This is a genomic window from Rhizobacter fulvus (assembly GCF_964020785.1).
On sequence record NZ_OZ224516.1, the window covers coordinates 5124086 to 5147785 of the forward strand.

Consider the following 23700-nt stretch of genomic DNA (forward strand, 5'->3'; position numbering starts at 1 on the left):
CGCCGGTCAAAGCACCTCGAAGACGCCGGCCGCGCCCATGCCGCCACCGATGCACATCGTCACGACGACCTTCTTCGCGCCGCGGCGCTTGCCCTCGATCAGCGCATGACCGGTCAGGCGCTGGCCCGACACGCCGTACGGGTGGCCGACCGCAATCGCGCCGCCGTTGACGTTGAGCCGGTCCATCGGGATGCCCAGCGTGTCGGCGCAGTACAGCACCTGCACCGCGAAGGCTTCGTTCAGTTCCCACAGGTCGATGTCGGCCACCGTCAGGCCGAGCTTCTTCAATACCTTGGGCACCGCGAAGACCGGACCGATGCCCATTTCATCGGGCTCGCAGCCGGCCACCGCGAAGCCGAGGAAGCGGCCGAGCGGCTTCAGGTTGCGCTTGCTGGCGAGCTCTTCGCTCATCAGCACGCAGGCACCGCCACCGTCGCTGAACTGGCTGGCGTTGCCGGCCGAGATCACGCCGCCGGGGATCGCCGGCTTGATGCCCATGATGCCTTCGTAGGTGGTGCCCGGGCGGATGCCTTCGTCGTTCTTGATCGTCACTTCCTTGGTGCGCAGGCCGAGCTGCGCGTCGGCCACGCCGGCCATCACGGTGCAGGCGACGATCTCGTCGGTGAACTTGCCGGCCTCGAGCGCGGCGGTGGCCTTCTGCTGGCTCGCGGCGCCGTAGCGGTCCATGCGCTCGCGGTCGATCTTGTAGCGCTTGGCGACCTGCTCGGCGGTCTGCAGCATGTTCCAGTAGATCTCGGGCTTGTGCTCCATCAGCCACGGGTCGGTGCCCATGTGGCGGTTGGCCTCGTTCTGCACGCACGAGATGCTCTCGACGCCGCCGGCCACGAGCACGTCGGATTCGCCGGCGATGATGCGCTGGGCGGCCATCGCGATCGTCTGCAGGCCGCTGGAGCAGAAGCGGTTGACCGTCATGCCGCTGGTGGTGATCGGCAGGCCGGCGCGCAGCGCGATCTGGCGTGCGATGTTGGAGCCGGTCGCGCCCTCGGGCGTGGCGCAGCCCATGATCACGTCGTCGACCTCGGCGCCGTCGATGCCGGCGCGCTCGACCGCGGCCTTGACCGCGAAGCCGCCGAGCGTGGCGCCGTGCGTCATGTTGAAGGCACCCTTCCAGCTCTTGGCGAGCGGTGTACGGGCGGTGGAAACGATCACGGCGCTGGTCATGGCTTGACTCCTTGGATTAAACGGTGGCGGCGACCGCGGTCGACGCCTTGTAGATGCTGTTCCTGGGCTGCGCGAACACGCGCCGCACCATCGGCTCGAACTCGCTCATCGGCAGCGTCTCGGCCTTGGCGTCGAACGCCGGGTTGTCGTAGAGGTCGCAGAACTCGGCGGTGCGGTCGTAGTGGGCGTGGCCCTTGAACTGGTCGCGCAAGTTCCGGTCGAGGCCAATGTGGTGGAAGAAGTAGTAGCCCTGGAAGATGCCGTGGTTCTGCACCATCCACAGGTTCTCGTCGCTGACGAAGGGCTTGAGGATCGCCGCGGCGATGTCGAAGTGGTTGAAGGTGCCGAGCGTGTCGCCGATGTCGTGGAACAGCGCGCAGACGATGTATTCCTCGTCGCGGCCGTCGCGCAGCGCGTTGGTCGCGGTCTGCAGCGAATGGGTGTAGCGGTCGATGGGGAAGCCACCGTAGTCGCCCTCGAGCACCTTCAGGTGCGCCATCAGGCGATCTGGCAGCTGGCGCGCGAACGGCATGAACTCGGCACCGATCTTCTGCCAGTCCTGCGCAGTGCTCGCTTCCATCTTCGTGAATGTGGCGCGGTCGTTCATCGTCGTGTCTCCTGTTCAGGGCGCGGGCGCCGAATTGCCGATCAGTTGGTGCCAGAACTGGATCAAATCGACATAGTTGGCGGTCGAGATGCGCTCGTTGGTGCCGTGGAAGCGCTTCAGGTCTTCGGGCTTGGCGCGAACCGGCGAAAACTTGTAGATGTTGTCGGCGATGCCGTCGAAGTGGCGCGAGTCGGTCGCGCCCAGCATCAGCCCGGGCGCCACGACCACGTCCGGGTGCAGTTGGCGCAGCGTCCTGCTGATCAGCTGGAAGCCGGGGGCGTCGGTCGCGGCGACCTTCGACGCTTCCGAGAACCCTTCCGCCTTCTCGACCTTGATCGCCGGGTTCTTCACGACCGTGTTGACGTGCTCGACGATCGCGTCGCTGCTGTCGCCCGGCGCGAGGCGGAAGTTGACCGTGGCGTGGGCGCGGCCGGGCAGCACGTTGTCGGCGTTGCCGGCGCTGGCGATGGTCAACGCAGTGGTGGTGCGCATCATCGCGGAGGTCGAGGCGCCCTTCTTCAACTGCTGCTCGATCACCGGTCTGAACAGCCACAGGTTGGACAGGAACACGCGATTCATGCCGTTCATCTCGGGCGCGATCGTCTCGAACATCTCGCGCGAGAGACCGCGCACCGCGAGCGGCATCTGCTGGTCTTCGAGCTTCGCGAGCGCGACGCTCATCATGCCGATGGCCGACTGGCCGGCCTCGGGCGGCGGCATCGACGAATGACCCGGCGTGGCGCTGGCGGTCAGGTTCACCGACAGGTAACCCTTCTCGGCAACGCCGACCAGCGCGGCCGGCCGGCTCAGGCCGGCGAGCACGCCCTCGGTGATCAACAGGCCCTCGTCGACGATGAACTGCAGGTGGATGCCACGCTGCTTGAACAGCTTGGCGATCTGCAGCGCGCCGCGCTGGCCGCCCTGCTCCTCGTCGTGGCCGAAGATCAGGTAGACGGTCTGGCGCGGCTTGAAGCCCGCAGCGGCGAGCAATTCGACCGCCTCCATCATCGACATCAGGTTGCCCTTGTCGTCCCACGAGCCGCGGCCCCAGACGAAGCCGTCCTTCACCGCACCGGAGAACGGCGGCTGCTGCCAGTCTCCCTCGGTGCCAGGCGCGACCGGCACGACGTCCTGGTGCGCCATCAGGCCGATCGCGGCGGCTTTCGGATCGGTGCCCGGCCAGGTGTAGACGAGGCCGTACTGGCCGACGACTTCGCGCTGCAGCACCGCGTGCGCCTTCGGGAAGCTGGCCTGCAGCAGCGCATGCAGCGCGGTGAACTCGGCCGCCTTCGCGTCGACATCGTCGCGCGCGGCGATCGTCTTCAGGCGCACCGCCGCGCCGAGCCGCTCGGCGACCGCCGCCACGTCGACCTTCACCGGCGTGGCCGGCGCGACCGCGAGCTGGCGCGACGGCATCAGCAGCGTTTTCGCGCCGACCGCAACGGCTAGCGCGAGAACGACGATGCCCAGCAGCGCGAACAGCTTGCGCATGTCAGTCGGTCGGACGGTCAGCGCGAGATCAGCTGAACGAGCGGCCTTCGGCGGCCAGCTTCGCGAGCAGTGGTGCCGGCTTCCAGAACTCGGCGTCGTCGTGCGGGTTGACGGCGAAGCGCTTCATCGCGCCGACGACGTTGAACAGGCCGACCTGGTCGGCGTAGTTCATCGGGCCGCCGCGGTGCAGAGGGAAGCCATAGCCGGTGAGGTAGACCATGTCGATGTCGGACGCGCGCATCGCAATGCCCTCCTCGACGATCTTCGCGCCTTCGTTCACGAGCGCGTAGACGAGGCGGTGCACGATCTCGTCGTCGCTGATCTTGCGCGGCGTGATGCCCAACTCCTTGCGGTGCTTCTCGATCATCTCGACGACGACCTGGCTCGGGATCGCGTCGCGCTTGCCGGGCACGTAGTCGTACCAGCCGGCGCCGGTCTTCTGGCCGAAGCGGCCCATCTCGCACAGCAGGTCGGCGGTCTTGGAGTAGCGCAGGTTCGGCTTCTCGAGGTAGCGACGCTTGCGGATGTACCAGCCCACGTCATTGCCGGCCAGGTCGCCCATGCGGAACGGGCCCATCGCCATGCCGAACTTCTCCATCGCCTTGTCGACCTGCGCCGGCGTGGCGCCCTCTTCCAGCAGGAAGCCGGCCTGGCGCGAGTACTGCTCGATCATGCGGTTGCCGATGAAGCCGTCGCACACGCCCGAGACGACCGTGGTCTTGCGGATCTTCTTGCCGATCTGCATCACGGTGGCCAGCACGTCCTTCGCGGTCTTCTCGCCGCGGATGACTTCCAGCAGCTTCATCACGTTGGCCGGGCTGAAGAAGTGCATGCCGATCACGTCCTGCGGGCGCTTCGTGAAGGCGGCGATCTTGTTGACGTCGAGCGTCGAGGTGTTCGAGGCCAGGATCGCGCCGGGCTTCATCACCTCGTCGAGGGTCTTGAACACCGTCTCCTTGACGCCCAGGTCCTCGAACACCGCCTCGATCACGAGGTCGGCGTCCTTCAGGTCGGCGTAGTTCAGCGTGGTGCCGAGCATCGCCATGCGGGCGTCGAGCTTGTCCTGCTTGAGCTTGCCCTTCTTGACCTGCGCGTCGTAATTCTTCTTGATGATGCCGACGCCCTTGTCGAGCGCCTCCTGCTTCATCTCCAGCATCACGACCGGGATGCCGGCGTTCAGGAAATTCATCGCGATGCCACCGCCCATCGTGCCAGCGCCGATCACGGCAACCTTCTTGATCTCGCGCACCGGCGTGTCGGCCGGCACATCGGGAATCTTGGTGGTGGCGCGCTCGGCCATGAACGCGTGGCGCAGCGCCTTGCTCTCGGGCGTGAACATCAGCGCGGTGAACAGTTCGCGCTCGAGCTTCATGCCGGCGTCGAACGGCAGCTTCAGCGAGCCGGCGACGGCCTCGACGCACTTCAGCGGCGCCGGGAAGTTCTTGCTCATGCCGCCGACCATGTTCTTGACGAACTGCACGTAGGCGTCGGCGCTCGGGTGCGTGACCTTCAGGTTGCGCACCAGCGGCAGCGGACGCTTGTCCGCGACCTCGGCGGCGAACGCCAGCGCCTCGGTCATCAGGTCGCCTTCGGCGAGCTTGTCGAACAGCTTCTGGCCCGGCGCCATCGCGAGCATCTCGCTCTTGACCGGCTCGCCGCTGACGATCATGTTCATCGCGTTCTCGACGCCGATCACGCGCGGCAGGCGCTGCGTGCCGCCGGCGCCCGGGATCAGGCCGATCTTGACTTCGGGCAGCGCGACCTGCGTGCCCTTGGCCGCGACGCGGTAGTGGCAGCCGAGCGCCAGTTCCAGCCCGCCGCCCATGCACACGGAATGGATCGCGGCGACGATCGGCTTGCTGCTCGCTTCGAGCGCGAGGATCACGCTCAGCAGGTTCGGCTCGGCCAGCGCCTTGGGCGAGCCGAACTCCTTGATGTCCGCCCCGCCGGAGAACGCCTTGCCGGCGCCGGTGATCACGATCGCCTTGACGGCGTCGTCGGCCTGGGCGCGCTCCAGCCCGTTGACGATCCCGAGCCGCGTCGCGTGGCCGAGGCCGTTGACGGGCGGGTTGTCCATCGTGATGACCGCGACATTGCCGCGAAGTTCGTAGTTGGCGCTCATGCTCGTGTCCCCAGGGTGTTCAACAGAAAAAGAACGATCGTTCGATTCTAGGTCGGCAAGAAAAGAAGGCGCTGTCTCTGCTGTGACAGCGCCTCCGGCATGTAAAAGTCGTTCGCCCGGTGCGTCAGACCTCCAGCCACTCCTTGCGAATATAGGCGTCGGCACGCAAGGCCGCCGGGGTGCCTTCGAAGACGATGCTCCCGTGACCCATCACGTAGCAGCGCTCGGAAATGCTCAGCGCGATGGTGAGCTTTTGTTCGACCAGCAGCACCGACACCCCCCGTTCCTTCAGGGTCTTGAGGTACTCGGCGACCAGTTCGACGATCTTCGGCGCGAGGCCTTCGGTCGGCTCGTCGATCATGATCAGGTCCGGATCGCCCATCAGCGTGCGGCACAGCGTCAGCATCTGCTGCTCGCCGCCGGAGAGCACGCCGGCCTCGGTGTGCTGGCGCTCCTTCAGGCGCGGGAACATCCGGTACATGTCGTCGAAGGACCAGCGGGGCTTCTTCTTGCCGCGCTTCTCGCCGAGCATCAGGTTCTGCTCGACCGTCAGCTTCGGGAAGATGTCGCGGTTCTCGGGCACGTAGCCGATGCCGCGGTGCGCGATGTCGAAGGTGTGCTGGCCGAGGATTTCCTGGTTCCGGAACTTGACCGAGCCCTCGCCGGAGACCAGCCCCATGATCGTCTTGACCGTGGTCGAGCGGCCCGAGCCGTTGCGGCCCAGCAGCGCAACGATCTCGCCCTCACCGACCTTCATGTCGACGCCGTGCAGGATGTGGCTCTTGCCGTAATAGGCGTGCAGTTGATTCAGTTGCAGCATGTCAGTGTCCCGCCTCGGCGGCCTGGGCATCGGCGAGCACGGAGCCGAGGTACGCCTCCTGCACCTTGGCGTTCGCGCGCACCGCCTCGGGCACGTCGAACGCGATCACCTCGCCGTAGACCAGCACGGCGATCTTGTCGGCCAGGCCGAACACCACGCCCATGTCGTGTTCCACGGTCAGCAGCGTCTTGCCGACCGTGACCTCGCGGATCAGCTCGATGAAGCGCGCGGTCTCGCTTTTGCTCATGCCGGCGGTCGGCTCGTCGAGCAGGATCACGTTGGCGCCGCCGGCGATCGTGATGCCGATCTCGAGCGCCCGCTGCTCGGCGTAGGTCAGGTTCATCGCGAGCGTGTCGCGCTTCTTGTCGAGGTGCAGGTCGCGCAGCAGCTTCTCGGCGCGCCCGTTCGCATCGTCCAGGCCGGCAAGGAACTTCCAGAACGCGTACTTGTAGCCCATCGACCAGAGCACGCCGCAGCGAAGGTTCTCGAACACCGAGAGCTTGTTGAACAGGTTGCTGACCTGGAAGCTGCGCGCCAGCCCGAGCCGGCTGACCTCGTACGGCGCCATGCCGTCGATGCGCTGGCCGTTCAGCACGATCTCGCCGCTGGTGGGACCGAAGCGCCCGCTGATCAGGTTGAACAGCGTCGACTTGCCGGCGCCGTTCGGCCCGATGATCGCGACCCGCTCGCCCGGCACGACGGCCAGGTTGGCGCCGCGGATGATCTCGGTCTTGCCGAAGGACTTGCGCAGGTCCTTGAGTTCGATCGCGTACTGGCTCATGCCGCCTCCCGTGCGCGGATCGCCGCTTCGATCTCACCCTGCACCTCGCCCCAGTGGAGCGCGAAGCGGCGACGGGTGAACTCGAACAGGCCGATGCCGATCAGCGCCACGACCACGGCCCCGATCCAGCTCGCCGCGGACTTCACGTTCAGCTCGATTCCGAGGAATCGCATCATCGGACCGAGTGCCTCGTTCAGTTGGATGTGATAGGTCATCTCGATCATCGCGGCGATGCCGAAGAACATCACCGCCCCGGTGACGGCGAGCAAGGCGTACCAGCCAAGCAGGCGGCCGAGCTTGCCGAACTTCCAGACCCGCAGGTTCATCATGATCAGGCTGGCGATGCCGCCTGGCGCGAACATCACCATCAGCAGGAAGACCAGCCCGAGGTAGAGCAGCCAGGCCTTCGTGATTTCGGAGAGCAGCACCAGTGCCAGCACCATCAGCGCCGCGCCGATGATCGGCCCGAAGAAGAAGGTGGCGCCACCGAGGAACGTGAACAGCAGGTAGGCACCCGAGCGCGCCGCGCCAACGACCTCGGCGGTGGCGATCTCAAAGTTCAGCGCGTACATGCCGCCCGCCACACCGGCGAAGAAGCCGGCGATGATGAAGGAGATGTAGCGCACCCGCTGCGTGTTGTAGCCGATGAACTCGACCCGCTCCGGGTTGTCGCGCACGGCGTTCAGCATGCGCCCGAGCGGCGTCCGCGTGAACGCGTACATGCCGGCAGTGCAGACGATGGTGTAGATCGCGAGCAGGTAGTACACCTGGATTTGCGGCCCGTAGGTGATGCCCATCACCGGTTTGCCGATGACCCGGTTGGCACTGACGCCGGCCTCGCCGCCGAAGAACTCGGCCATCATCAGCGAAGCCGCGAACACCAGTTCACTGATGCCCAGCGTGATCATCGCGAAGGTCGTGCCCGACTTCTTGGTCGTCACGAAGCCGAACAGCACCGCGAAGAACAGCCCCGCAAGGCCGCCGACCAGCGGCAGCAGGCTGACCGGGATCGGGAACGAGCCGTCGCCGATCGCCTTCAGCGCGTGGATCGCGACGAACGAGCCCAGGCCCGAGTAGACGGCGTGACCGAAGCTCAGCATCCCGCCCTGCCCCAGCAGCATGTTGAAGGACAGGCAGGCGACGATCGCGATGCCCATCTGCGAGAGCATCGTGATCGCGAGACTGCTGCTGAAGATCAGCGGCGCCACGAGCATCACGACGATCGCGAGCCCCCAGATGATCAGGTCGCGCGGGCCCATGGCCCCGTATTTGATGGCGGATGCAGTCATGGGTCAGCCCTCTCTCGTGCCCATCAAGCCCTTGGGCCTGAAGATCAGGATCAGCACCAGCAGAAGGTACGGCAGGATCGGTGCCACCTGGGACACCGTGAGTTTCAACAGGGAGTGGTCGGCCGCGGCCGGCGAGAGGGTCACGCCGATGTTCTTCAGCGCGCTGAAGATCGAGTAGTCGAGCGCCACCGCGAAGGTCTGCAGCACGCCGATCAACAGCGAGGCGACGAACGCACCGGCCAGCGAGCCCATGCCGCCGACGACCACGACGACGAAGATCACCGAGCCGACCGTCGCCGCCATCGACGGCTCGGTCACGAAGGTGCTGCCGCCGATCACGCCGGCCAGGCCGGCCAGGCCGGCACCGGCACCGAACACCATCATGAAGACGCGCGGCACGTTGTGGCCCAGCGACTCGACCATCTCCGGGTGGGTGAGCGCGCTCTGGATCACCAGGCCGACGCGGGTGCGCGTGAGCATCAACCACAGCGCGACCAGCATGATCAGCGCGATCATCATCATGAAGCCACGGGTGGCCGGGAACGGCGAGCAGACGATGCGCACGGCCGCGTCGGCCGCCGTGCACATGGCCGCGGGCGCAGCGCCCCAGACCAGGTGCATGCCGTCGACCGACGAATTGATCAGCGTGAACATCGGGCCGCGCAGCACCTCGGGCGGGGGGAACTCAACCGCGGTGCGGCCCCAGATCAACTGCACCAGTTCGAGGATCACGTACGACAGGCCGAAGGTGATCAGCAGCTCGGGCACGTGGCCGAACTTGTGGACGCGGCGCAGGCAGTACTTCTCGAAGGCGGCGCCCAACGCGGCGACCACCAGCGGCGCCAGGAACAGCCCCGGCCAGAAGCCGACGATCCGGGTGATCGTGTAGGCGACGTACGCGCCCACCATGTAGAAGCTGGCGTGCGCGAAGTTCAGCACGCCCATCATGCTGAAGATCAGGGTCAGGCCCGAACTCAGCATGAACAGCAACAGCCCGTAGCTCAGGCCGTTGAGCATCGAAATCGTGAAGAACTCCATCGTGTGGCGCTTCCCGCGGGTGCAGTATGAAAGGGATCAGGTCAACAGCGGTCGAGGACGCACGACAGTGACGAACAGGGCCCGACGGGTCATCCCCGGCGGGCCCTGCGGACCGTGAGGAAGGTCAGCCGCCCGCCGGGCGCTGCATCTGGCAGCTCGTCGGCGTGCTCGACACGTAAGGCTCGAACGTCGCGACCGGCGCCAGCGTCATGCCGGTGTTCTCGGGCGAGTACGGGTTCTTGGCGTCCGCCTTCTGCCAAACGGTCATGTAGAGCGTCTGCTGCAGCTGGTGGTCGGTCTTGCGCATCTCGGTCTCGCCGCCGAAGGCACTCTTGATCTTCATGCCCTCCATCGCGAAGGCCACCTTCACCGGGTCGGTCGACTTGGCCTTGGCCATCGCCGCGCCGAGGTACTCGAACTGGCGGATCACCGAGCCGGTGTAGAGGTCGTCGTTGAACTTGTCCTTGAAGCCCTTCATGATCGTGTTCATCTCGCCGCCCATGTTGTAGTGGGCATAGGCGATCTGGTAGACCTTGCCGGCGCCGGTCTGGCCCAGGGCCGACGGCGTGCCGGTCACGCCGGTGTAGTACGTGAAGAACTTGCCGGTGTAGCCGCCTTCGTTGGCCGCCTTGACGAGCAGCGCCAGGTCGGAGCCCCAGTTGCCGGTGATCACCGTGTCCGCGCCCGAGGCCTTGATCTTGGCGATGTACGGGGCGAAGTCGCGAACCTGCGCGAGCGGGTGCAGGTCGTCGCCGACGATCTCGATGTCCGGACGCTTGCGCTTCAGGTATTCCTTCGCGTACTTGGAGACCTGCTGGCCGTGCGAATAGTTCTGGCCCAGGATGAAGACCTTCTTGATGTCCTTCTGGTCCTTCATGTAGCTCGTGATCGCTTCCATCTTCATCGTCGTGTCGGCGTCGAAGCGGAAGTGCCAGAAGCTGCACTTGCTGTTGGTCAGGTCAGGGTCGACCGCGGCCTCGTTCAGGAAGACGATTTCCTTGCCGGGATTGCGTTCGTTGTGCTTGTTGATCGCATCGATCAGCGGCACGGCGACCGAGGAGCCATTGCCCTGGATCACGTAGCGGATGCCCTGGTCGATCGCCGACTTCAGCGCGTTCAGGCTTTCGGTCGGGCTCAGCTTGTTGTCGACCGGCACGATCTCGAACTTGACGCCGGCCGGGTTGCTGGCGCTGAAGCGTTCGGCCAGGTACTGCTGGGTCTTGACCTGGTTGGTGCCGACCGGGCCCATCAGGCCCGTCAGCGGATCGATCCACATCAGCTTGACGGTCTGGCCCGCCAGGGGCTTGGCCTGGGCCATGGCGACGCCGGCCGAGACGGCGAGAGCGGCTCCGACGGTCAGTGAGAACACGTTGCGGGACAACGAGCGACGAGCAGACTTCATGATGGAGCTCCGGGTATGTGAAACGCCCGCAAAGGTAACGGAAGTGCGTTGCGTGGGGTTACAGGGACTACCCCAAAGCCCTGTCACCGCGGGGACAGCAGCGAATTTCCGACGCACCGGCATGGTGAACGGGTGGTGAACCGGGCATTCTCCCTTCGGCGCTTCGGCCTCGCACCGCTGGCTAAACTGCGACCGATGATCATGGATGAAACCGCGGCCGCTCCGCGCGCTGCCGCCACGTGGCCGAACCGTTTCCGCGGCCTCGGTGACGCGTTCTTCACCGCGTTGCCCGCCGAACCGCTGCCCGACCCGCATTGGGTCGCGACCAGCGCGTCCTGCGCTGCGCTGCTGGGCCTGCCATCGGACTGGACGAGGCGCGCCGACCTCGATGCATTGCACGTGCTCAGTGGCCAGGGCCGCTGGCCCGGGATGACGCCGCTCGCGACCGTCTACAGCGGTCACCAGTTCGGCGTGTGGGCAGGCCAGCTCGGCGACGGCCGCGCCCTGTGGCTCGGCGAGATGGACACGCCGGCCGGACCGCTGGAGATCCAGCTCAAGGGTGCCGGTCGCACGCCGTACTCGCGCATGGGCGACGGCCGCGCGGTGCTGCGTTCGTCGATCCGCGAGTTCCTAGGCTCGGAGGCGATGCACGGACTCGGCGTGCCGACGACGCGCGCGCTGTGCGTCACCGGCTCGGCGCTGCCGGTGCGGCGCGAGACGATCGAGACCGCGGCGGTGGTGACCCGGGTCGCGCCGAGCTTCATCCGCTTCGGCCATTTCGAGCACTTCGCGCACCACGACCTGCACGCCGAGCTGCGCCAGCTGGCGGACTTCGTGATCGCGCACCACTTCCCGGCCTGTCGCGAAGCCGCCAACCCGTACGCCGCGCTGCTGGAGCAGGTCGCGCTGCGTACCGCCGAGCTGATGGCCGACTGGCAGGCCGTGGGCTTCTGCCACGGCGTGATGAACACCGACAACATGTCGATCCTCGGCCTGACGATCGACTACGGGCCGTTCGGCTTCCTCGACGCGTTCGATCCCGGCCACATCTGCAACCACTCCGACAGCCAGGGTCGCTACGCCTGGGCGCGGCAGCCGAACGTCGGCTTCTGGAACCTGCATGCACTGGCGCAGGCGCTGCTGCCGCTGATCGGCGATTCCGATCTGGCGCTGGCCGCGCTCGAGCCTTACAAGACCGGGTTCGCCGATGCGCTGCTCGCACGCTGGCGCGCCAAGCTCGGGCTGCAGACGCGCGTGGACGGCGACCGCGAGCTGGTCGACGACCTGCTGCGCCTGATGGCCGCCGACCGCTGCGACTTCACGATCACCTTCCGGCGCCTCGGCCGGTTCGCGACCGCGGCCGGCGCCGACCACGCCGTGATCCGCGACCTGTTCATCGATCGCGCCGCGTTCGACGGGTGGGCGACGCGCTATGCGCAGCGGCTGGCGCGCGAGCCCGGCACCGACGCCGAGCGCACGGTGCGGATGGACCGCGTGAACCCCAAGTTCGTGCTGCGCAACCACCTCGCCGAGGTCGCAATCCAGGCGGCGCAAGGCGGCGACTTCAGCGCGACCGAGCGCCTGCTGCAAGTCTTGCAGCGCCCCTACGACGAGCAGGACGACGCCCCCACCACCGCCTATGCCGGCTTTCCGCCCGAATGGGCGCAATCGATCGAGGTCTCGTGCTCGTCGTGACGCCTCGCGTCGCCGCGCTAGACTTCGCGCCCCAATGACGCTGTTTCGCCCCGCGCGGGCTTGCCGATGAAGATCTTCCTCGACTTCCTGCCGCTGCTGCTGTTCTTCGGGGTCGGCAAGTACGCCGACCACAACGCCGACTGGGCCGCGCGCTTCGCGACCGAACACTTCGGCTTCATGGTGTCCGGCGGCGTGGTCGGCACCGAGGAGGCCTCGGCGCTGCTCGCGACCATCGTCGTGATCCTCGCCACGGGCGTGCAGATCGGCTGGCTGCTGTCGCGCGGGAAGAAGGTCGACATGATGCTGTGGGTGACCTTCGTGCTCGTCGTCGTGCTCGGCGGCGCGACGATCTGGTTCCACAACGCCACCTTCATCAAGTGGAAGCCGAGCGCGCTGTACTGGGCGATGGGCCTGGCGTTCTGGGTCAGCCAGACCTTCTTCCGCAAGAACCTGCTGCAGACGCTGATCGGCGAGCAGCTGCAGCTGCCGGCAGCAGTGTGGCAGCGCCTGAACTTCGCGTGGATCGCGTTCTTCGCGCTGCTCGGCTTGTTGAATCTTTACGTGGCCTACAGCTACAGCACCTCGACCTGGTTCACCTTCAAGGCCTTCGGCGTGACCGGGCTGATGCTGGTGTTCATGGTCGCGCAGGGGCTCTACATCAGCAAGCACATGCCGCCGGAACCCAGCGACGAGCCGGCGCCGGCGCCTGCACCGGAGCGCCTGCCATGAGTGTCGCCGCGCAGGACATCGACGCCGTGCTTCGCGAAGCGCTGGCCCCGCTCGAACTGGCCGTGGAGGACGACAGCCACCTGCATGCCGGCCATGCCGGCGCGCGCGAGGGCCGCCATTTCACGGTGCGCGTGACCGCCGCGCGCTTCAACGGTTTGTCACGTATGGCCCGGCACCGCCTCATATATGATGCGCTGCAACTTTTGATCCCGCGCGGCATCCACGCCTTGGCCATCGAGGCGCGCGCGCCCGGTGAATCCTGAGTCACCCCCCAACTCCCCTGATGCTCATGAAGAAGACCTATTTCGCTGCGTGCGCCGCATTGCTGCTGTCGGCCTCGCTGACCGTGCAGGCCCAGAACATCGCCATCGTCAATGGCAAGCCGGTGCCGAAGGCGCGCGCCGATGCGCTGATCAAGCAGGTGCAGAAGCAGGCCGCCGCACAGAACCAGCAGCTCCCGCCCGACCTCGACCAGCGGGTGCGCGACAAGCTCGTGATGGACGAGATCCTGACGCAGGAGGCCGAGCGCCGCGGCCTGGCGGCCAGCGCCGACTACAAGCAGCAGATGGAACAGGCCCGCCAGGCCGTGTTGACCAAGATGCTGACCGAGGACTTCACGCAGAAGAGCGCGGTCGCGGACGCCGACGTCAAGGCCGAGTACGACAAGTTCAAGGCCCAGTCGGCCGGTACGGAATACCGCGCCCGCCACATCCTGGTCGAGAAGGAAGACGAGGCCAAGGCGCTGATCGCCCAGATCAAGGGAGGCGCCAACTTCGAGGAGCTGGCCAAAAAGAACTCGAAGGACCCGGGATCGGGCGCCAACGGCGGCGACCTCGATTTCGCGGCGCCGGGCTCCTACGTGCCCGAGTTCTCGCAGGCGATGGTCAAGCTCAAGAAGGGCGAGATGACGCAGGAGCCGGTCAAGACGCAGTTCGGTTACCACATCATCAAGCTCGACGACACGCGCGAGGCGCAGTTCCCGCCGTACGACGACGTCAAGGGCCAGCTGAAGCAGCGCATGGAGCAGCAGAAGCTCGGGGCGTTCGTCGACGAGCTGAAGACCAAGGCGAAGACGGACTACAAGTTCAGCAACTAGTACGCTTCGCTGCCGTGACAAGGGCGCCTCGGCGCCCTTGTTCGGTTTCTGGGCTGGCCTTCGGCTACGCCTCGATTTCGGTGGCGACCCTTCCCGCCTCGATGTGCAGCTGCCGGTCGCAGCGCGCGGCGATCGAGCGGTCGTGGGTGACGAGCACCAGCGTGGTGCCGGCTTCGCGGTTCAGGTCGAACATCAGCGCCATCACGGTCTCGCCGGTCGCGAAGTCGAGACTGCCGGTCGGTTCGTCGGCGAGCAAAACCGCCGGCCGCATGACGAACGCGCGCGCCAGCGCGACGCGCTGCTGCTCGCCCCCGGAGAGCACCTTCGGGTAATGGCGCAGCCGCTCGCCGAGGCCGACGCGGCGCAGCATCTCGGTGGCCAGCGCGCGCGCATCGCTGCGGCGCTGCAGTTCGAGCGGCAGCATCACGTTCTCCAGCGCATTGAGGTTTCCGAGCAGCTGGAAACTCTGGAACACGAACCCCACCTTCTCGGCACGCACCGCGGCGCGCGCGTCCTCGTCGATCGCGAACAGGTCGACGCCGCCGAGCTTCACGGTGCCGGTGGTCGGCGTGTCCAGCCCCGCGATGATCGACAGCAGCGTGCTCTTGCCCGAGCCCGACGCGCCGACGAACGCCGCCGACTGGCGCGCCGCCAGCGAAAAATCGATCTCGTGGAGAATGGTCAGCGTCCCGGTGGAGTCCTTGACCTGCTTGGTGACACGCTCGACGGCAATGATGGGTTCAGACATGAATGACGGTGGGTTTCCTGGTGTTCGAGCGTCTCGGCGCCGATGGCTGGCGCACTGTACCGCGTTGGCTGCGGCGCTCGTGCTGCCGTTGGGCACGACCGCGTCCGCTCAGGGGCCGGACCGACCGGTCGTGCTCGTGGTCGGCGACAGCCTGTCGGCCGAGTACGGCCTGGTGCGCGGCAGCGGCTGGGTCGCGCTGCTCGAGGCGCGCCTCGCTCAGCAGGGCATCGCGGCGACGGTCGTCAACGCCAGCATCAGCGGCGACACCACTTCGGGCGGCCGCACCCGCTTGCCGGCGCTGTTGAAGCAGCATCGCCCGGCGATCGTCGTGCTCGAGCTCGGCGGCAACGACGCGTTGCGCGGCCTGCCGCTGGCGATGACCCGCGACAACCTCGACACGATGACCAAGGCCGCGAAGGCCGCCGGTGCCAAGGTGGTGATCGCCGGCATGCAGCTGCCGCCGAACTACGGCAAGCAGTACGGCGAGGAGTTCGCCGGGCTGTTCGCGACGATCGCCAGGGCCGAAGGCGCGGCGCTCGTGCCCTTCCTGCTCAAGGGCGTGGCCGATGTGCCGCAGGCCGAATCGCTGTTCCAGCGCGACCGCATCCATCCGACCGCGCAGGCGCACCCGACGATCCTCGACAACGTCTGGCCGGTGCTGCGGCCGCTGCTGCCGAAGCGCTGACCGGTCGCGTCCGCCTCAGCGCTGGTCGCGCGGCTCGCCGCGCCGGTTGTCGTCGGCGCGCGGGTTGTCTGCCCGCGGGCCACGGGCTTCGGGCGCGCGCGGCGGATCGATCCGCTGCACTGGCGGCGGCGCGACGGCCGGGCGCGGCACGTCCACCGGCCGCTGGACCGGTGGCGCTTGCACCGGCTGCGGTGCGCGCTGAACCTCGACCGGCCGCTGGACCGCCGGCGCTTGCACCGGCGGAGTCGGGCGCTGGATCTCGACCGGGCGCTGTACGGGCGGGGGCGCCGCCTGCTGCGGTTGCTGCGCCTGCGGCGGCCGCTGAATCTCGACCGGCCGCGGCGGCGGGGCGCGGCGCTCGTCGGCACCGCGGTCTTCGCGGCGCCGCTCTTCGCCGCGCTGCACCGGCAGCGGACGCATCATGGGCGCCTCCTGCACGGGCTGCGGCGATGCAGCGGGCCGCGGCGGCTGGACGGTCGGTGTGGGCGGCGTCACGGCTGCGGGTGCGGTGACCTGCGGCGTGACCGGCTGCGTCGGGTTGGGGACGGGCGGCGTTGCGCCCGCCGCGCGCTCGCCGCGGCCGCGCATCGACGGGTCGCCTCGATCCGGGCGCCGACGCTCGTCGTCGCCGAAGCCGGGGCGCCCGGGCGGGCTCGGGATCGGCCGCGGCGGTGCCGCTGTCGCGGCCGGGGGCTGTATTGCCGACGGTGTCGGCGTGGCCTGTGGCGCCTGCACGGCGCCGGGCTGCGCCGTCACGGCCGGACGCGCTGGCGCGGCGACATCCGGTCGGGCCGGGCGCTCGCTGTCTCGCGGCACGGCGCGACGGTCGCGGTCGTCGCGATCGCGGCGTTCGAGCCCGGGGCGGGCGGTGCCGTCAGGCCGGCCCGCGAACCCGGGCGGCGGGCGCACATCGCGCGTCGGGCTGCCACGCGCGGGCAACGAGGGCGCCGCGACCGGCGCGGTGACCTGGGCGACCGCCCGTGCGGGCTGCGAGATCAGTTCCCGCACCGCCGGCGCCTGCCGGAACTGCGCGGCGGCCGGCGCCACCGGGCGGCGCTCCGTCATCACGCCGGTGGGCACGACCGTCACCGCGCGCGGATGGCGACGGTTCTCGTACTCGCGCGGCGCCTGCGGGTTCGCGAACGCGCTGTTGATCAGGGCGACGTTGGTCACGTTCGTGATGTTGACGTTGCGCGCATAGCGCGGGCTGACCCGGTAGCCCGGCACGTAGACCTCGCGCGGCGCGAGCGGGAACCAGCCGACCGCCGGCCCGCCACCGATCGTGACCGACACGTTGCCCCGCGAACCGCCGACCCACGCGACCAGCGCCGGCGCGTACACCGGGCGGTGGACGCGCTGGCCCGGCGTCCAGCACCAGCGGTTGCGCAGGTAGACCCAGCGGCCGTAGTGGAACGGCGCGAAGCCCCACGGCGCGTCGTCGACCCAGGTCCAGCCCCACGGCCGCACCCAGGTCCAGTGGCCGTGGCTGTAGGGCGCCCAGTCGACCGCCACGGCGGTCGGGTACCAGACGGCACCATAGTCGGTCGTCTGCTCCCAGCGGCCGTAGGCGTCCAGTTCGGCGGCGCCGCTCATCTCGGGCGACACATAGCGCTCGGCCACGCTGCCGATGTAGCGGCGGTCGCGTTCGCTGCTCCAGCCGGCGAAGGCATCGTTGACCGGCGCGAACATCGTGTACTGCGCGACGCCGCCGGAGTCGATCCAGAACTCGGCGCGCTGCCCGGCGCCGACCGCCAGGCCGCTGTTCGGGCCTTCATAACGGGCCTCGCCGGCGTAGACGGTCAGATCGCTCTTGCCGTTGATGCGGTCGACCCGGTAGGTGCCGCTGCGCTGGACCAGGAAGCGGCCTTCGTCGGTGGTGATCTCGAGTTCACCGGCGCCTTCTGCGTCTCGCACCCGCGCGATCGCGCTGCCCTCGAGCAACTGCAGCGACGCCTGCGCGTCGTCGAGCTGCACGACCTCGAGCTCGGTCGACGAATCCAGCCGCAGGCTGGTCGAGCCGATCTGCAATTCGGCGCGCGCACCGGTGTCGGTCGCGATGCGGTCGCCACTGGTGAGCGGCTGGTTGCGCACGGCGCTGACCCATTCGCCAGCGTCGGGCGTGTAAATCCACACCTGACCGGCGGCTTCCGAGACGCGGGCGACGCGGCCGGGCGGGTCGACGTCCGGCTCCTGCGCCGCCGCGGAGAGCGCGAACGCGCCGAGCGCCAAGGCCCAGCCGGCGGCTGCGCCACGGGCCAGGAGGGCGAGTCTTCGGGATGGGGTCGAGCTCATCGTTGAACCTCCAGTGCGGCAGGCGCACGTGTGCTGATGCTGCCCTCGGTCAACGCGCCGGACGGTGCGCCCGCCGACCGCGCGGGCGTAGGAGAAACGCCCGTTTACAGCCGGCGTCAGTCGTCGGCCGCCGCATCCAGACCGGGGAACAGCACGCTGGTGAAGCCGAAGCGCGAGAAGTCCCGCACCCGCATCGGGTACAGCTTGCCGATCAGGTGGTCGCATTCGTGCTGGACCACGCGGGCGTGGAAACCCTCGGCTTCGCGATCGATCGCCCGGCCTTCGGCGTCGAGGCCGGTGTAGCGGATGCGGGCGAACCGCGGCACCACGCCGCGCAGCCCGGGCACCGACAGGCAGCCCTCCCACCCCTCCTCTTCGGCATCGCCGAGCGGAGTGATCACCGGATTGATCAGCACGGTCTCGGGCACCGGCTGGGCGTCGGGATAGCGCTGGTTCTGGCCGAAGCCGAAGATCACCAGTTGCAGATCGACGCCGATCTGCGGTGCCGCCAGGCCGGCGCCCTGGACCGCGTGCATGGTCTCGAACAGGTCGTCGACCAGCGCCCGCAGCGCCGGCGTGCCGATCGCGTCGGCCGGCACCGGCGGCGCGACGCGCAGAAGGCGCGGGTCGCCCATCTTCAGGATCTCGCGGATCGTCATGGCGTCATCTTCGAGAAAGCGTCGATCACCTCAGCTGGGGCCTGAACCAGCTCGATCAAGACGCCTTCGCCGCCGACCGGGAACTCGGCATTGCTCTTCGGATGCACGAAACAGATGTCGAAGCCGGCCGCCCCCTTGCGGATGCCTCCCGGCGCGAAGCGCACGCCGTTCGCGGTGAGCCACTCGACCGCCGTCGGCAAGTCGTCGATCCACAGGCCGATGTGGTTCAGCGGCGTGGTGTGGACGGCCGGCTTGCCGTGGGGATCGATCGGCTCCATCAGGTCCACCTCGACCTTGAACGGCCCGCTGCCGATTGCGCAGATGTCTTCGTCCACGTTCTCGCGCTCGGAGCGGAAGGTGCCGGTCACCTCCAGCCCGAACTTCTCGACCCAGAGCATGCGCAGCGCCGCCTTGCTGGGACCGCCGATCGCGATCTGCTGGATGCCCAGCACCTTGAAGGGTCGTGTCGTCATTGGAACTCCATGATGACCTGGTCGACCGACAGGCTCTCGCCCTTCGCGGCCTTCACCGCGGAGACGACGCCGTCGTGCGCGGCGATCAGGATGTTCTCCATCTTCATCGCCTCGATCACCGCGAGCTTCTCGCCGGCCCGCACCGCCTGGCCCGCCGTGACGGCCACGTCGACCAGCAGCCCCGGCATCGGCGAGAGCAGGAACTTGGACAGGTCGGGCGGTGCCTTGAACGGCATCAGCGCGTTCAGCTCGGCCGCGCGCGGCGACAGCACCCGCACCTCGACCTGCGCGCCGTGGTGGGTCACACGGTAGGCCAGCATCAGGCGCTCGACCTGCGCGCAGAACGGCTTTCCGGCCAGGTCGCCGTGCATCGCGGTGTCGCGCAGCGGCCGCGTGAAACGGATCGGGTAGCGGCGGCCCGCGATCTCGACGTCGAACACGTCGCCCGCCATCGACACGCTGGCCGGCGTCTCATGACGCGTGCCGTAGGCATCGGTCTGGACGACCACGAATTGGTCGCCAACCTGCAACTCGTGCCCGCGCAGCTGGCCGCTGATGCCCGCCGAGCGCGCGAGCACGCGCCGGTTGGTCGCGACCGCGAGCGCGAGCAGGAAGTTCGGATCCTCGTGCTTCACCGACGCGCGCGTGAAACCCTTCGGGTAGTTCTCGGCGATGAAGCCGGTGTTGAAGTCGCCGGCGACGAACTTCGGGTGCGCCAGCAGCGCCGCCTGGAACGGGATGTTGCTCGAGATGCCCTGGATCACGAACGCATCGAGCGCGTCGCGCATCTTCGCGATCGCGTCGTTGCGGTCGGTGCCGCAGGCGATCAGCTTGCAGATCATCGAGTCGTAGAACATCGGGATTTCGCCGCCTTCGTAGACGCCGGTGTCGACCCGGATGCCGCCGTCCGGCGGCACGGGCAGCGACGCGGTCATCGTCTGCGCCGGCGGCTCGAACGCGACCAGGCGCCCGGTGCTCGGCAGGAAGCTGCGCAACGGGTCTTCCGCGTTGATGCGGCACTCGATCGCCCAGCCCTTGCGCTGGATCTGCTCCTGCGTGAACGCCAGCGGCTCGCCGGCCGCGACGCGGATCATCTGCTCCACCAGGTCGAGGCCGGTGATGCACTCGGTCACGGGGTGCTCCACCTGCAGCCGCGTGTTCATCTCGAGGAAGTAGAAGCTCTGGTCCTTGCCGACCACGAACTCGACCGTGCCGGCGCTCTGGTAGTTCACCGCTTTCGCGAGCTGCACCGCCTGCTCGCCCATCGACTTGCGCGTCGCCTCGCTGATGAACGGCGATGGCGCCTCCTCGATCACCTTCTGGTGGCGGCGCTGGATCGAGCACTCGCGCTCCCACAGGTAGACGCAGTGGCCGTGCGCGTCGCCCAGCACCTGGATCTCGATGTGGCGCGGCTCTTCGACGAACTTCTCGATGAACACGCGGTCGTCGCCGAAACTGTTGCGTGCCTCGTTGCGGCACGAGCTGAAGCCTTCGAAGGCCTCCCTGTCGTTGAACGCCACGCGCAGGCCCTTGCCACCGCCGCCGGCCGAGGCCTTGATCATCACCGGGTAGCCGATGCCCTTGGCGATCTCGACCGCCTGCTCGGACGTGTCGATCGCCGCGTTGTAGCCGGGGATGGTGTTGACCTTCGCCTCGCCGGCCAGCTTCTTCGACGCGATCTTGTCGCCCATCGCGGCGATCGACGCGTGCTTGGGGCCGATGAAGACGATGCCTTCTTCCTCGACCTTGCGCGCGAACACCTCGTTCTCGCTGAGGAAGCCGTAGCCCGGATGCACCGCCTGCGCGCCGGTCTGCTTGCAGGCGGCGATGATCTTGTCCATCACCAGGTAGGACTCGCGGCTCGGCGCCGGGCCGATGAATACCGCCTCGTCCGCCAGCTCGACATGCAACGCGTCGCGGTCGGCCTCGGAGTACACCGCGACGGTCGCGATGCCCATCTTCTTCGCGGTCTTGATGACGCGGCAGGCGATTTCGCCGCGGTTGGCAATCAGGATCTTCGTAAACATGCTCGTGTTCTCCTGAGCGCTCACAGCGGAATGTTGCCGTGCTTGCGCCACGGGTCGTCGACCTTCTTGTCGCGCAGCATCACCAGCGAGCGGCAGATGCGCTTGCGGGTCTCGTGCGGCTGGATCACATCGTCGATGTAGCCGCGGGCGCCGGCGACGAACGGGTTCGCGAACTTGGCCTTGTACTCGGCCTCGCGCGCCGCGAGCTTGGCCGGGTCGCCCTTCTCCTCGCGGAAGATGATCTCGACCGCGCCCTTCGCGCCCATCACCGCGATCTCGGCATTCGGCCACGCGAAGTTGACGTCGCCGCGCAGGTGCTTGGAGCTCATCACGTCGTAGGCGCCGCCGTAGGCCTTGCGCGTGATCACGGTGATCTTCGGCACCATGCATTCGGCATACGCGTAGAGCAGCTTCGCGCCGTGCTTGATGATGCCGCCGTACTCCTGCGCCGTGCCGGGCATGAAGCCGGGCACGTCGACGAAGGTCAGCACCGGGATGTTGAACGCGTCGCAGAAGCGCACGAAGCGCGCGGCCTTGATGCTCGACTTGATGTCCAGGCAGCCGGCCAGGACCAGCGGCTGGTTCGCGACAATGCCGACCGCCTGCCCGTCCATCCGGCCGAAGCCGATCACGATGTTCTTCGCGTAGTCGGGCTGCAGCTCGAAGAAGTCGCCGTCGTCGACGGTCTTCACGATCAGCTCCTTCATGTCGTAGGGCTTGTTCGGGTTGTCCGGCACCAGCGTGTCGAGCGACAGGTCGGTGCGATCGGCCGGATCGCTGCTCGGGCGCACCGGCGCCTTCTCGCGGTTGTTCAGCGGCAGGTAGTTGAAGAAGCGGCGCAGCATCGCGAGCGCGTCGACGTCGTTGTCGAACGCCAGGTCGGCCACGCCGCTCTTGGTGGTGTGGACCGATGCGCCGCCGAGGTCCTCGGTCGACACTTCCTCGTGGGTCACGGTCTTCACGACCTCGGGGCCGGTGACGAACATGTACGAGCTGTCCTTCACCATGAAGATGAAGTCGGTCATGGCCGGCGAGTACACAGCGCCGCCGGCGCACGGCCCCATGATCATGCTGATCTGCGGTACGACGCCCGAGGCCATCACGTTGCGCTGGAACACCTCGGCATAGCCGCCGAGCGAGGCCACGCCTTCCTGGATGCGCGCTCCGCCGGAATCGTTCAGGCCGATCACCGGCGCGCCGACCTTCATCGCCTGGTCCATCACCTTGCAGATCTTCTCGGCATGGGCCTCGCTGAGCGCGCCGCCGAACACCGTGAAGTCCTGGCTGAACACGAACACGAGGCGGCCGTTGATCATGCCGTAACCGGTGACCACGCCGTCGCCCGGCGGGCGGTTGTCGGCCATGCCGAAGTCGTGGTTGCGGTGCTCGACGAACATGTCCCATTCTTCGAACGTGTCGGCATCGAGCAGCAGCTCGATGCGCTCGCGCGCCGTCAACTTGCCCTTGCCGTGCTGGGCGGCGATGCGCTTCTCGCCGCCGCCCAGGCGGGCGCGGGCGCGCTTGGCTTCGAGCTGCTGAATGATGTCGTGCATGGTGTCGTCTACCTCGGTTCTTGTTCAAACAGGTTCAGCAAACTGCGCGCCGCCGATGACGGTGCGACGCGCGCCTCGGTGACCTCGCGCAGGGTCGCCGGCAGCGCGCGGCGCACCGCGGCATGGTGCCGGAAATCGGCATGCAGGCGCGCATGCACGATGTCCCACATCCAGGCCAGGGCCTGAGATTGACGGCGCGCATGGAATTCGCCGCTGGCACGGCGCTTGGCGTGGAACTCCTCGACGGCGGCCCAGAATGCGTCGAGCCCCTGGCCCTTCAACGCACTGAGCTGCATCACGCGCGTGACCCACTGCTGCGGCGCGGCGTGCGCACCGAACATGCGCAGCGAGCTGCTGATCTGGGCCTGCGCGCGCGTGGCGGCGTCCGGGTCGAGATCCGCCTTGTTGATCACCACCAGGTCAGCGAGCTCCATCACGCCCTTCTTGATCGCCTGCAGGTCGTCGCCGGCGTTCGGCAGCTGAAGCAGCACGAACATGTCGGTCATGCTCGCGACCGCCGTCTCGCTCTGGCCGACGCCGACGGTTTCGACGATCACCACGTCGTAGCCGGCGGCCTCGCAGACCAGCATCGCTTCGCGGGTCTTCTCGGCCACGCCGCCGAGCGTGCCGCTGGCCGGGCTCGGGCGGATGTAAGCGGCGGTGTCGGCCGAGAGCTTTTCCATCCGCGTCTTGTCGCCGAGGATCGAGCCGCCTGAGATGCTCGACGACGGGTCGATCGCGAGCACCGCGACACGGTGCCCCTTGCCGATCAGCGCGAGGCCGAGGGCCTCGATGAAGGTCGATTTTCCCACCCCCGGCACGCCCGAGATGCCCAGACGCATCCCTTTTCCTGTCTCGGGCAACAACGTGTTCAGCAATTCGTCGGCGCGGGCGCGGTGGTCGGCGCGGGTCGATTCGAGCAGCGTGATCGACTTGGCGAGCGCGCGGCGGTCGCCGCTGCACACGCCGGCCACCAGCACCTGATCGACGCGGTCGAGTGTCACGAAACGA

General features: G+C 67.8%; 21 protein-coding genes. 5 read left to right on the plus strand and 16 right to left on the minus strand.

What is annotated here, in order from left to right:
• Positions 1–6: 6 nt before the first annotated feature.
• The 9 genes from ACWH49_RS24320 to ACWH49_RS24360 form a co-directional block, all read right to left on the minus strand.
• Positions 7–1182: an acetyl-CoA C-acyltransferase gene (locus ACWH49_RS24320; RefSeq protein WP_448173775.1), complete on the minus strand. Its 1176-nt coding sequence runs from the start codon at positions 1180–1182 to the stop codon at positions 7–9.
• A gap of 16 nt (positions 1183–1198) precedes the next feature.
• On the minus strand, positions 1199–1789 hold the full coding sequence (locus ACWH49_RS24325) for an HD domain-containing protein (RefSeq protein WP_448173776.1): 591 nt from the start codon (positions 1787–1789) through the stop codon (positions 1199–1201).
• Positions 1790–1804: 15 nt separating this feature from the next.
• Positions 1805–3280, minus strand: coding sequence for a M20 family peptidase (locus ACWH49_RS24330; protein WP_448173777.1), 1476 nt, complete (start codon positions 3278–3280; stop codon positions 1805–1807).
• Positions 3281–3308: 28 nt separating this feature from the next.
• Positions 3309–5402, minus strand: coding sequence for a 3-hydroxyacyl-CoA dehydrogenase NAD-binding domain-containing protein (locus tag ACWH49_RS24335; protein WP_448173778.1), 2094 nt, complete (start codon positions 5400–5402; stop codon positions 3309–3311).
• Positions 5403–5526: 124 nt separating this feature from the next.
• A complete protein-coding gene (locus ACWH49_RS24340; protein WP_448173779.1) occupies positions 5527–6222 on the minus strand; it encodes an ABC transporter ATP-binding protein in 696 nt (231 codons plus the stop codon).
• A gap of 1 nt (position 6223) precedes the next feature.
• Positions 6224–7003 carry an ABC transporter ATP-binding protein gene (locus ACWH49_RS24345; RefSeq protein ID WP_448173780.1) on the minus strand — a complete coding sequence of 260 codons (780 nt, stop codon included), beginning with the start codon at positions 7001–7003 and terminating at the stop codon, positions 6224–6226.
• Positions 7000–8292, minus strand: coding sequence for a branched-chain amino acid ABC transporter permease (locus ACWH49_RS24350; RefSeq protein WP_448173781.1), 1293 nt, complete (start codon positions 8290–8292; stop codon positions 7000–7002). The genes ACWH49_RS24345 and ACWH49_RS24350 overlap by 4 nt, the downstream gene beginning before the upstream one ends.
• Before the next feature lie 3 nt (positions 8293–8295).
• Positions 8296–9330 (minus strand): branched-chain amino acid ABC transporter permease, encoded by a 1035-nt coding sequence (locus tag ACWH49_RS24355; RefSeq protein ID WP_448173782.1) that lies wholly within the window; start codon positions 9328–9330, stop codon positions 8296–8298.
• A gap of 124 nt (positions 9331–9454) precedes the next feature.
• Entirely contained in the window at positions 9455–10732 is a 1278-nt protein-coding gene (locus ACWH49_RS24360; RefSeq protein WP_448173783.1) for a branched-chain amino acid ABC transporter substrate-binding protein, read from the minus strand.
• 195 nt (positions 10733–10927) lie between these two features.
• On the opposite strand from ACWH49_RS24360, the gene ACWH49_RS24365 reads away from it, so the two are divergent.
• The 4 genes from ACWH49_RS24365 to ACWH49_RS24380 all read left to right on the plus strand — a co-directional run bounded on the left by ACWH49_RS24365 (position 10928) and on the right by ACWH49_RS24380 (position 14252).
• Complete coding sequence (locus ACWH49_RS24365) at positions 10928–12427, plus strand: protein adenylyltransferase SelO (protein ID WP_448173784.1); 1500 nt, start codon at positions 10928–10930, stop codon at positions 12425–12427.
• A 66-nt stretch (positions 12428–12493) separates the two neighbouring features.
• Positions 12494–13156, plus strand: coding sequence for a septation protein A (locus ACWH49_RS24370; RefSeq protein ID WP_056470541.1), 663 nt, complete (start codon positions 12494–12496; stop codon positions 13154–13156).
• Positions 13153–13419: a BolA family protein gene (locus ACWH49_RS24375; protein ID WP_448173785.1), complete on the plus strand. Its 267-nt coding sequence runs from the start codon at positions 13153–13155 to the stop codon at positions 13417–13419. The genes ACWH49_RS24370 and ACWH49_RS24375 overlap by 4 nt, the downstream gene beginning before the upstream one ends.
• 26 nt (positions 13420–13445) lie before the next feature.
• Positions 13446–14252, plus strand: coding sequence for a peptidylprolyl isomerase (locus tag ACWH49_RS24380; protein ID WP_448174393.1), 807 nt, complete (start codon positions 13446–13448; stop codon positions 14250–14252).
• 64 nt (positions 14253–14316) lie between these two features.
• On the opposite strand, the gene ACWH49_RS24385 is transcribed toward ACWH49_RS24380, so the two are convergent.
• Positions 14317–15000, minus strand: coding sequence for an ABC transporter ATP-binding protein (locus tag ACWH49_RS24385; RefSeq protein ID WP_448173786.1), 684 nt, complete (start codon positions 14998–15000; stop codon positions 14317–14319).
• Between ACWH49_RS24385 and ACWH49_RS24390 the strand changes: the two genes are divergently transcribed.
• Entirely contained in the window at positions 14999–15685 is a 687-nt protein-coding gene (locus ACWH49_RS24390) for an arylesterase (RefSeq protein ID WP_448173787.1), read from the plus strand. The genes ACWH49_RS24385 and ACWH49_RS24390 overlap by 2 nt on opposite strands.
• A 15-nt stretch (positions 15686–15700) precedes the next feature.
• Here the strand turns inward: ACWH49_RS24390 and ACWH49_RS24395 are convergent, their stop codons facing one another.
• The 6 genes from ACWH49_RS24395 to meaB all read right to left on the minus strand — a co-directional run bounded on the left by ACWH49_RS24395 (position 15701) and on the right by meaB (position 23693).
• Positions 15701–17977, minus strand: coding sequence for a DUF6600 domain-containing protein (locus tag ACWH49_RS24395; RefSeq protein ID WP_448173788.1), 2277 nt, complete (start codon positions 17975–17977; stop codon positions 15701–15703).
• Between the two features lie 116 nt (positions 17978–18093).
• Complete coding sequence (gene def / locus ACWH49_RS24400) at positions 18094–18636, minus strand: peptide deformylase (protein WP_448173789.1); 543 nt, start codon at positions 18634–18636, stop codon at positions 18094–18096.
• Positions 18633–19109, minus strand: coding sequence for a VOC family protein (locus ACWH49_RS24405; protein ID WP_448173790.1), 477 nt, complete (start codon positions 19107–19109; stop codon positions 18633–18635). The genes def and ACWH49_RS24405 overlap by 4 nt, the downstream gene beginning before the upstream one ends.
• On the minus strand, positions 19106–21136 hold the full coding sequence (locus tag ACWH49_RS24410; protein ID WP_448173791.1) for an acetyl-CoA carboxylase biotin carboxylase subunit: 2031 nt from the start codon (positions 21134–21136) through the stop codon (positions 19106–19108). The genes ACWH49_RS24405 and ACWH49_RS24410 overlap by 4 nt, the downstream gene beginning before the upstream one ends.
• 20 nt (positions 21137–21156) lie before the next feature.
• The gene (locus ACWH49_RS24415) at positions 21157–22689 is read right to left on the minus strand and encodes an acyl-CoA carboxylase subunit beta (protein ID WP_448173792.1); all 1533 of its coding nucleotides are present in this window, start codon (positions 22687–22689) and stop codon (positions 21157–21159) included.
• A gap of 8 nt (positions 22690–22697) precedes the next feature.
• A complete protein-coding gene (gene meaB, locus ACWH49_RS24420; RefSeq protein WP_448173793.1) occupies positions 22698–23693 on the minus strand; it encodes a methylmalonyl Co-A mutase-associated GTPase MeaB in 996 nt (331 codons plus the stop codon).
• Positions 23694–23700: the final 7 nt, after the last annotated feature.

Bases quoted from the DNA above. Each gene is read 5' to 3' on its own strand.
- ACWH49_RS24390 (WP_448173787.1), top strand. From the start codon at position 14,999: ATGAATGACGGTGGGTTTCCTGGTGTTCGAGCGTCTCGGCGCCGATGG.
- ACWH49_RS24340 (WP_448173779.1), bottom strand. From the start codon at position 6,222: ATGCTGCAACTGAATCAACTGCACGCCTATTACGGCAAGAGCCACATC.
- ACWH49_RS24415 (WP_448173792.1), bottom strand. From the start codon at position 22,689: ATGCACGACATCATTCAGCAGCTCGAAGCCAAGCGCGCCCGCGCCCGC.
- ACWH49_RS24360 (WP_448173783.1), bottom strand. From the start codon at position 10,732: ATGAAGTCTGCTCGTCGCTCGTTGTCCCGCAACGTGTTCTCACTGACC.
- ACWH49_RS24350 (WP_448173781.1), bottom strand. From the start codon at position 8,292: ATGACTGCATCCGCCATCAAATACGGGGCCATGGGCCCGCGCGACCTG.
- ACWH49_RS24410 (WP_448173791.1), bottom strand. From the start codon at position 21,136: ATGTTTACGAAGATCCTGATTGCCAACCGCGGCGAAATCGCCTGCCGC.
- ACWH49_RS24325 (WP_448173776.1), bottom strand. From the start codon at position 1,789: ATGAACGACCGCGCCACATTCACGAAGATGGAAGCGAGCACTGCGCAG.
- ACWH49_RS24365 (WP_448173784.1), top strand. From the start codon at position 10,928: ATGATCATGGATGAAACCGCGGCCGCTCCGCGCGCTGCCGCCACGTGG.
- ACWH49_RS24375 (WP_448173785.1), top strand. From the start codon at position 13,153: ATGAGTGTCGCCGCGCAGGACATCGACGCCGTGCTTCGCGAAGCGCTG.
- ACWH49_RS24355 (WP_448173782.1), bottom strand. From the start codon at position 9,330: ATGGAGTTCTTCACGATTTCGATGCTCAACGGCCTGAGCTACGGGCTG.
- ACWH49_RS24385 (WP_448173786.1), bottom strand. From the start codon at position 15,000: ATGTCTGAACCCATCATTGCCGTCGAGCGTGTCACCAAGCAGGTCAAG.
- ACWH49_RS24395 (WP_448173788.1), bottom strand. From the start codon at position 17,977: ATGAGCTCGACCCCATCCCGAAGACTCGCCCTCCTGGCCCGTGGCGCA.
- ACWH49_RS24380 (WP_448174393.1), top strand. From the start codon at position 13,446: ATGAAGAAGACCTATTTCGCTGCGTGCGCCGCATTGCTGCTGTCGGCC.
- ACWH49_RS24345 (WP_448173780.1), bottom strand. From the start codon at position 7,003: ATGAGCCAGTACGCGATCGAACTCAAGGACCTGCGCAAGTCCTTCGGC.
- ACWH49_RS24320 (WP_448173775.1), bottom strand. From the start codon at position 1,182: ATGACCAGCGCCGTGATCGTTTCCACCGCCCGTACACCGCTCGCCAAG.
- ACWH49_RS24370 (WP_056470541.1), top strand. From the start codon at position 12,494: ATGAAGATCTTCCTCGACTTCCTGCCGCTGCTGCTGTTCTTCGGGGTC.
- def (WP_448173789.1), bottom strand. From the start codon at position 18,636: ATGACGATCCGCGAGATCCTGAAGATGGGCGACCCGCGCCTTCTGCGC.
- ACWH49_RS24330 (WP_448173777.1), bottom strand. From the start codon at position 3,280: ATGCGCAAGCTGTTCGCGCTGCTGGGCATCGTCGTTCTCGCGCTAGCC.
- ACWH49_RS24405 (WP_448173790.1), bottom strand. From the start codon at position 19,109: ATGACGACACGACCCTTCAAGGTGCTGGGCATCCAGCAGATCGCGATC.
- ACWH49_RS24335 (WP_448173778.1), bottom strand. From the start codon at position 5,402: ATGAGCGCCAACTACGAACTTCGCGGCAATGTCGCGGTCATCACGATG.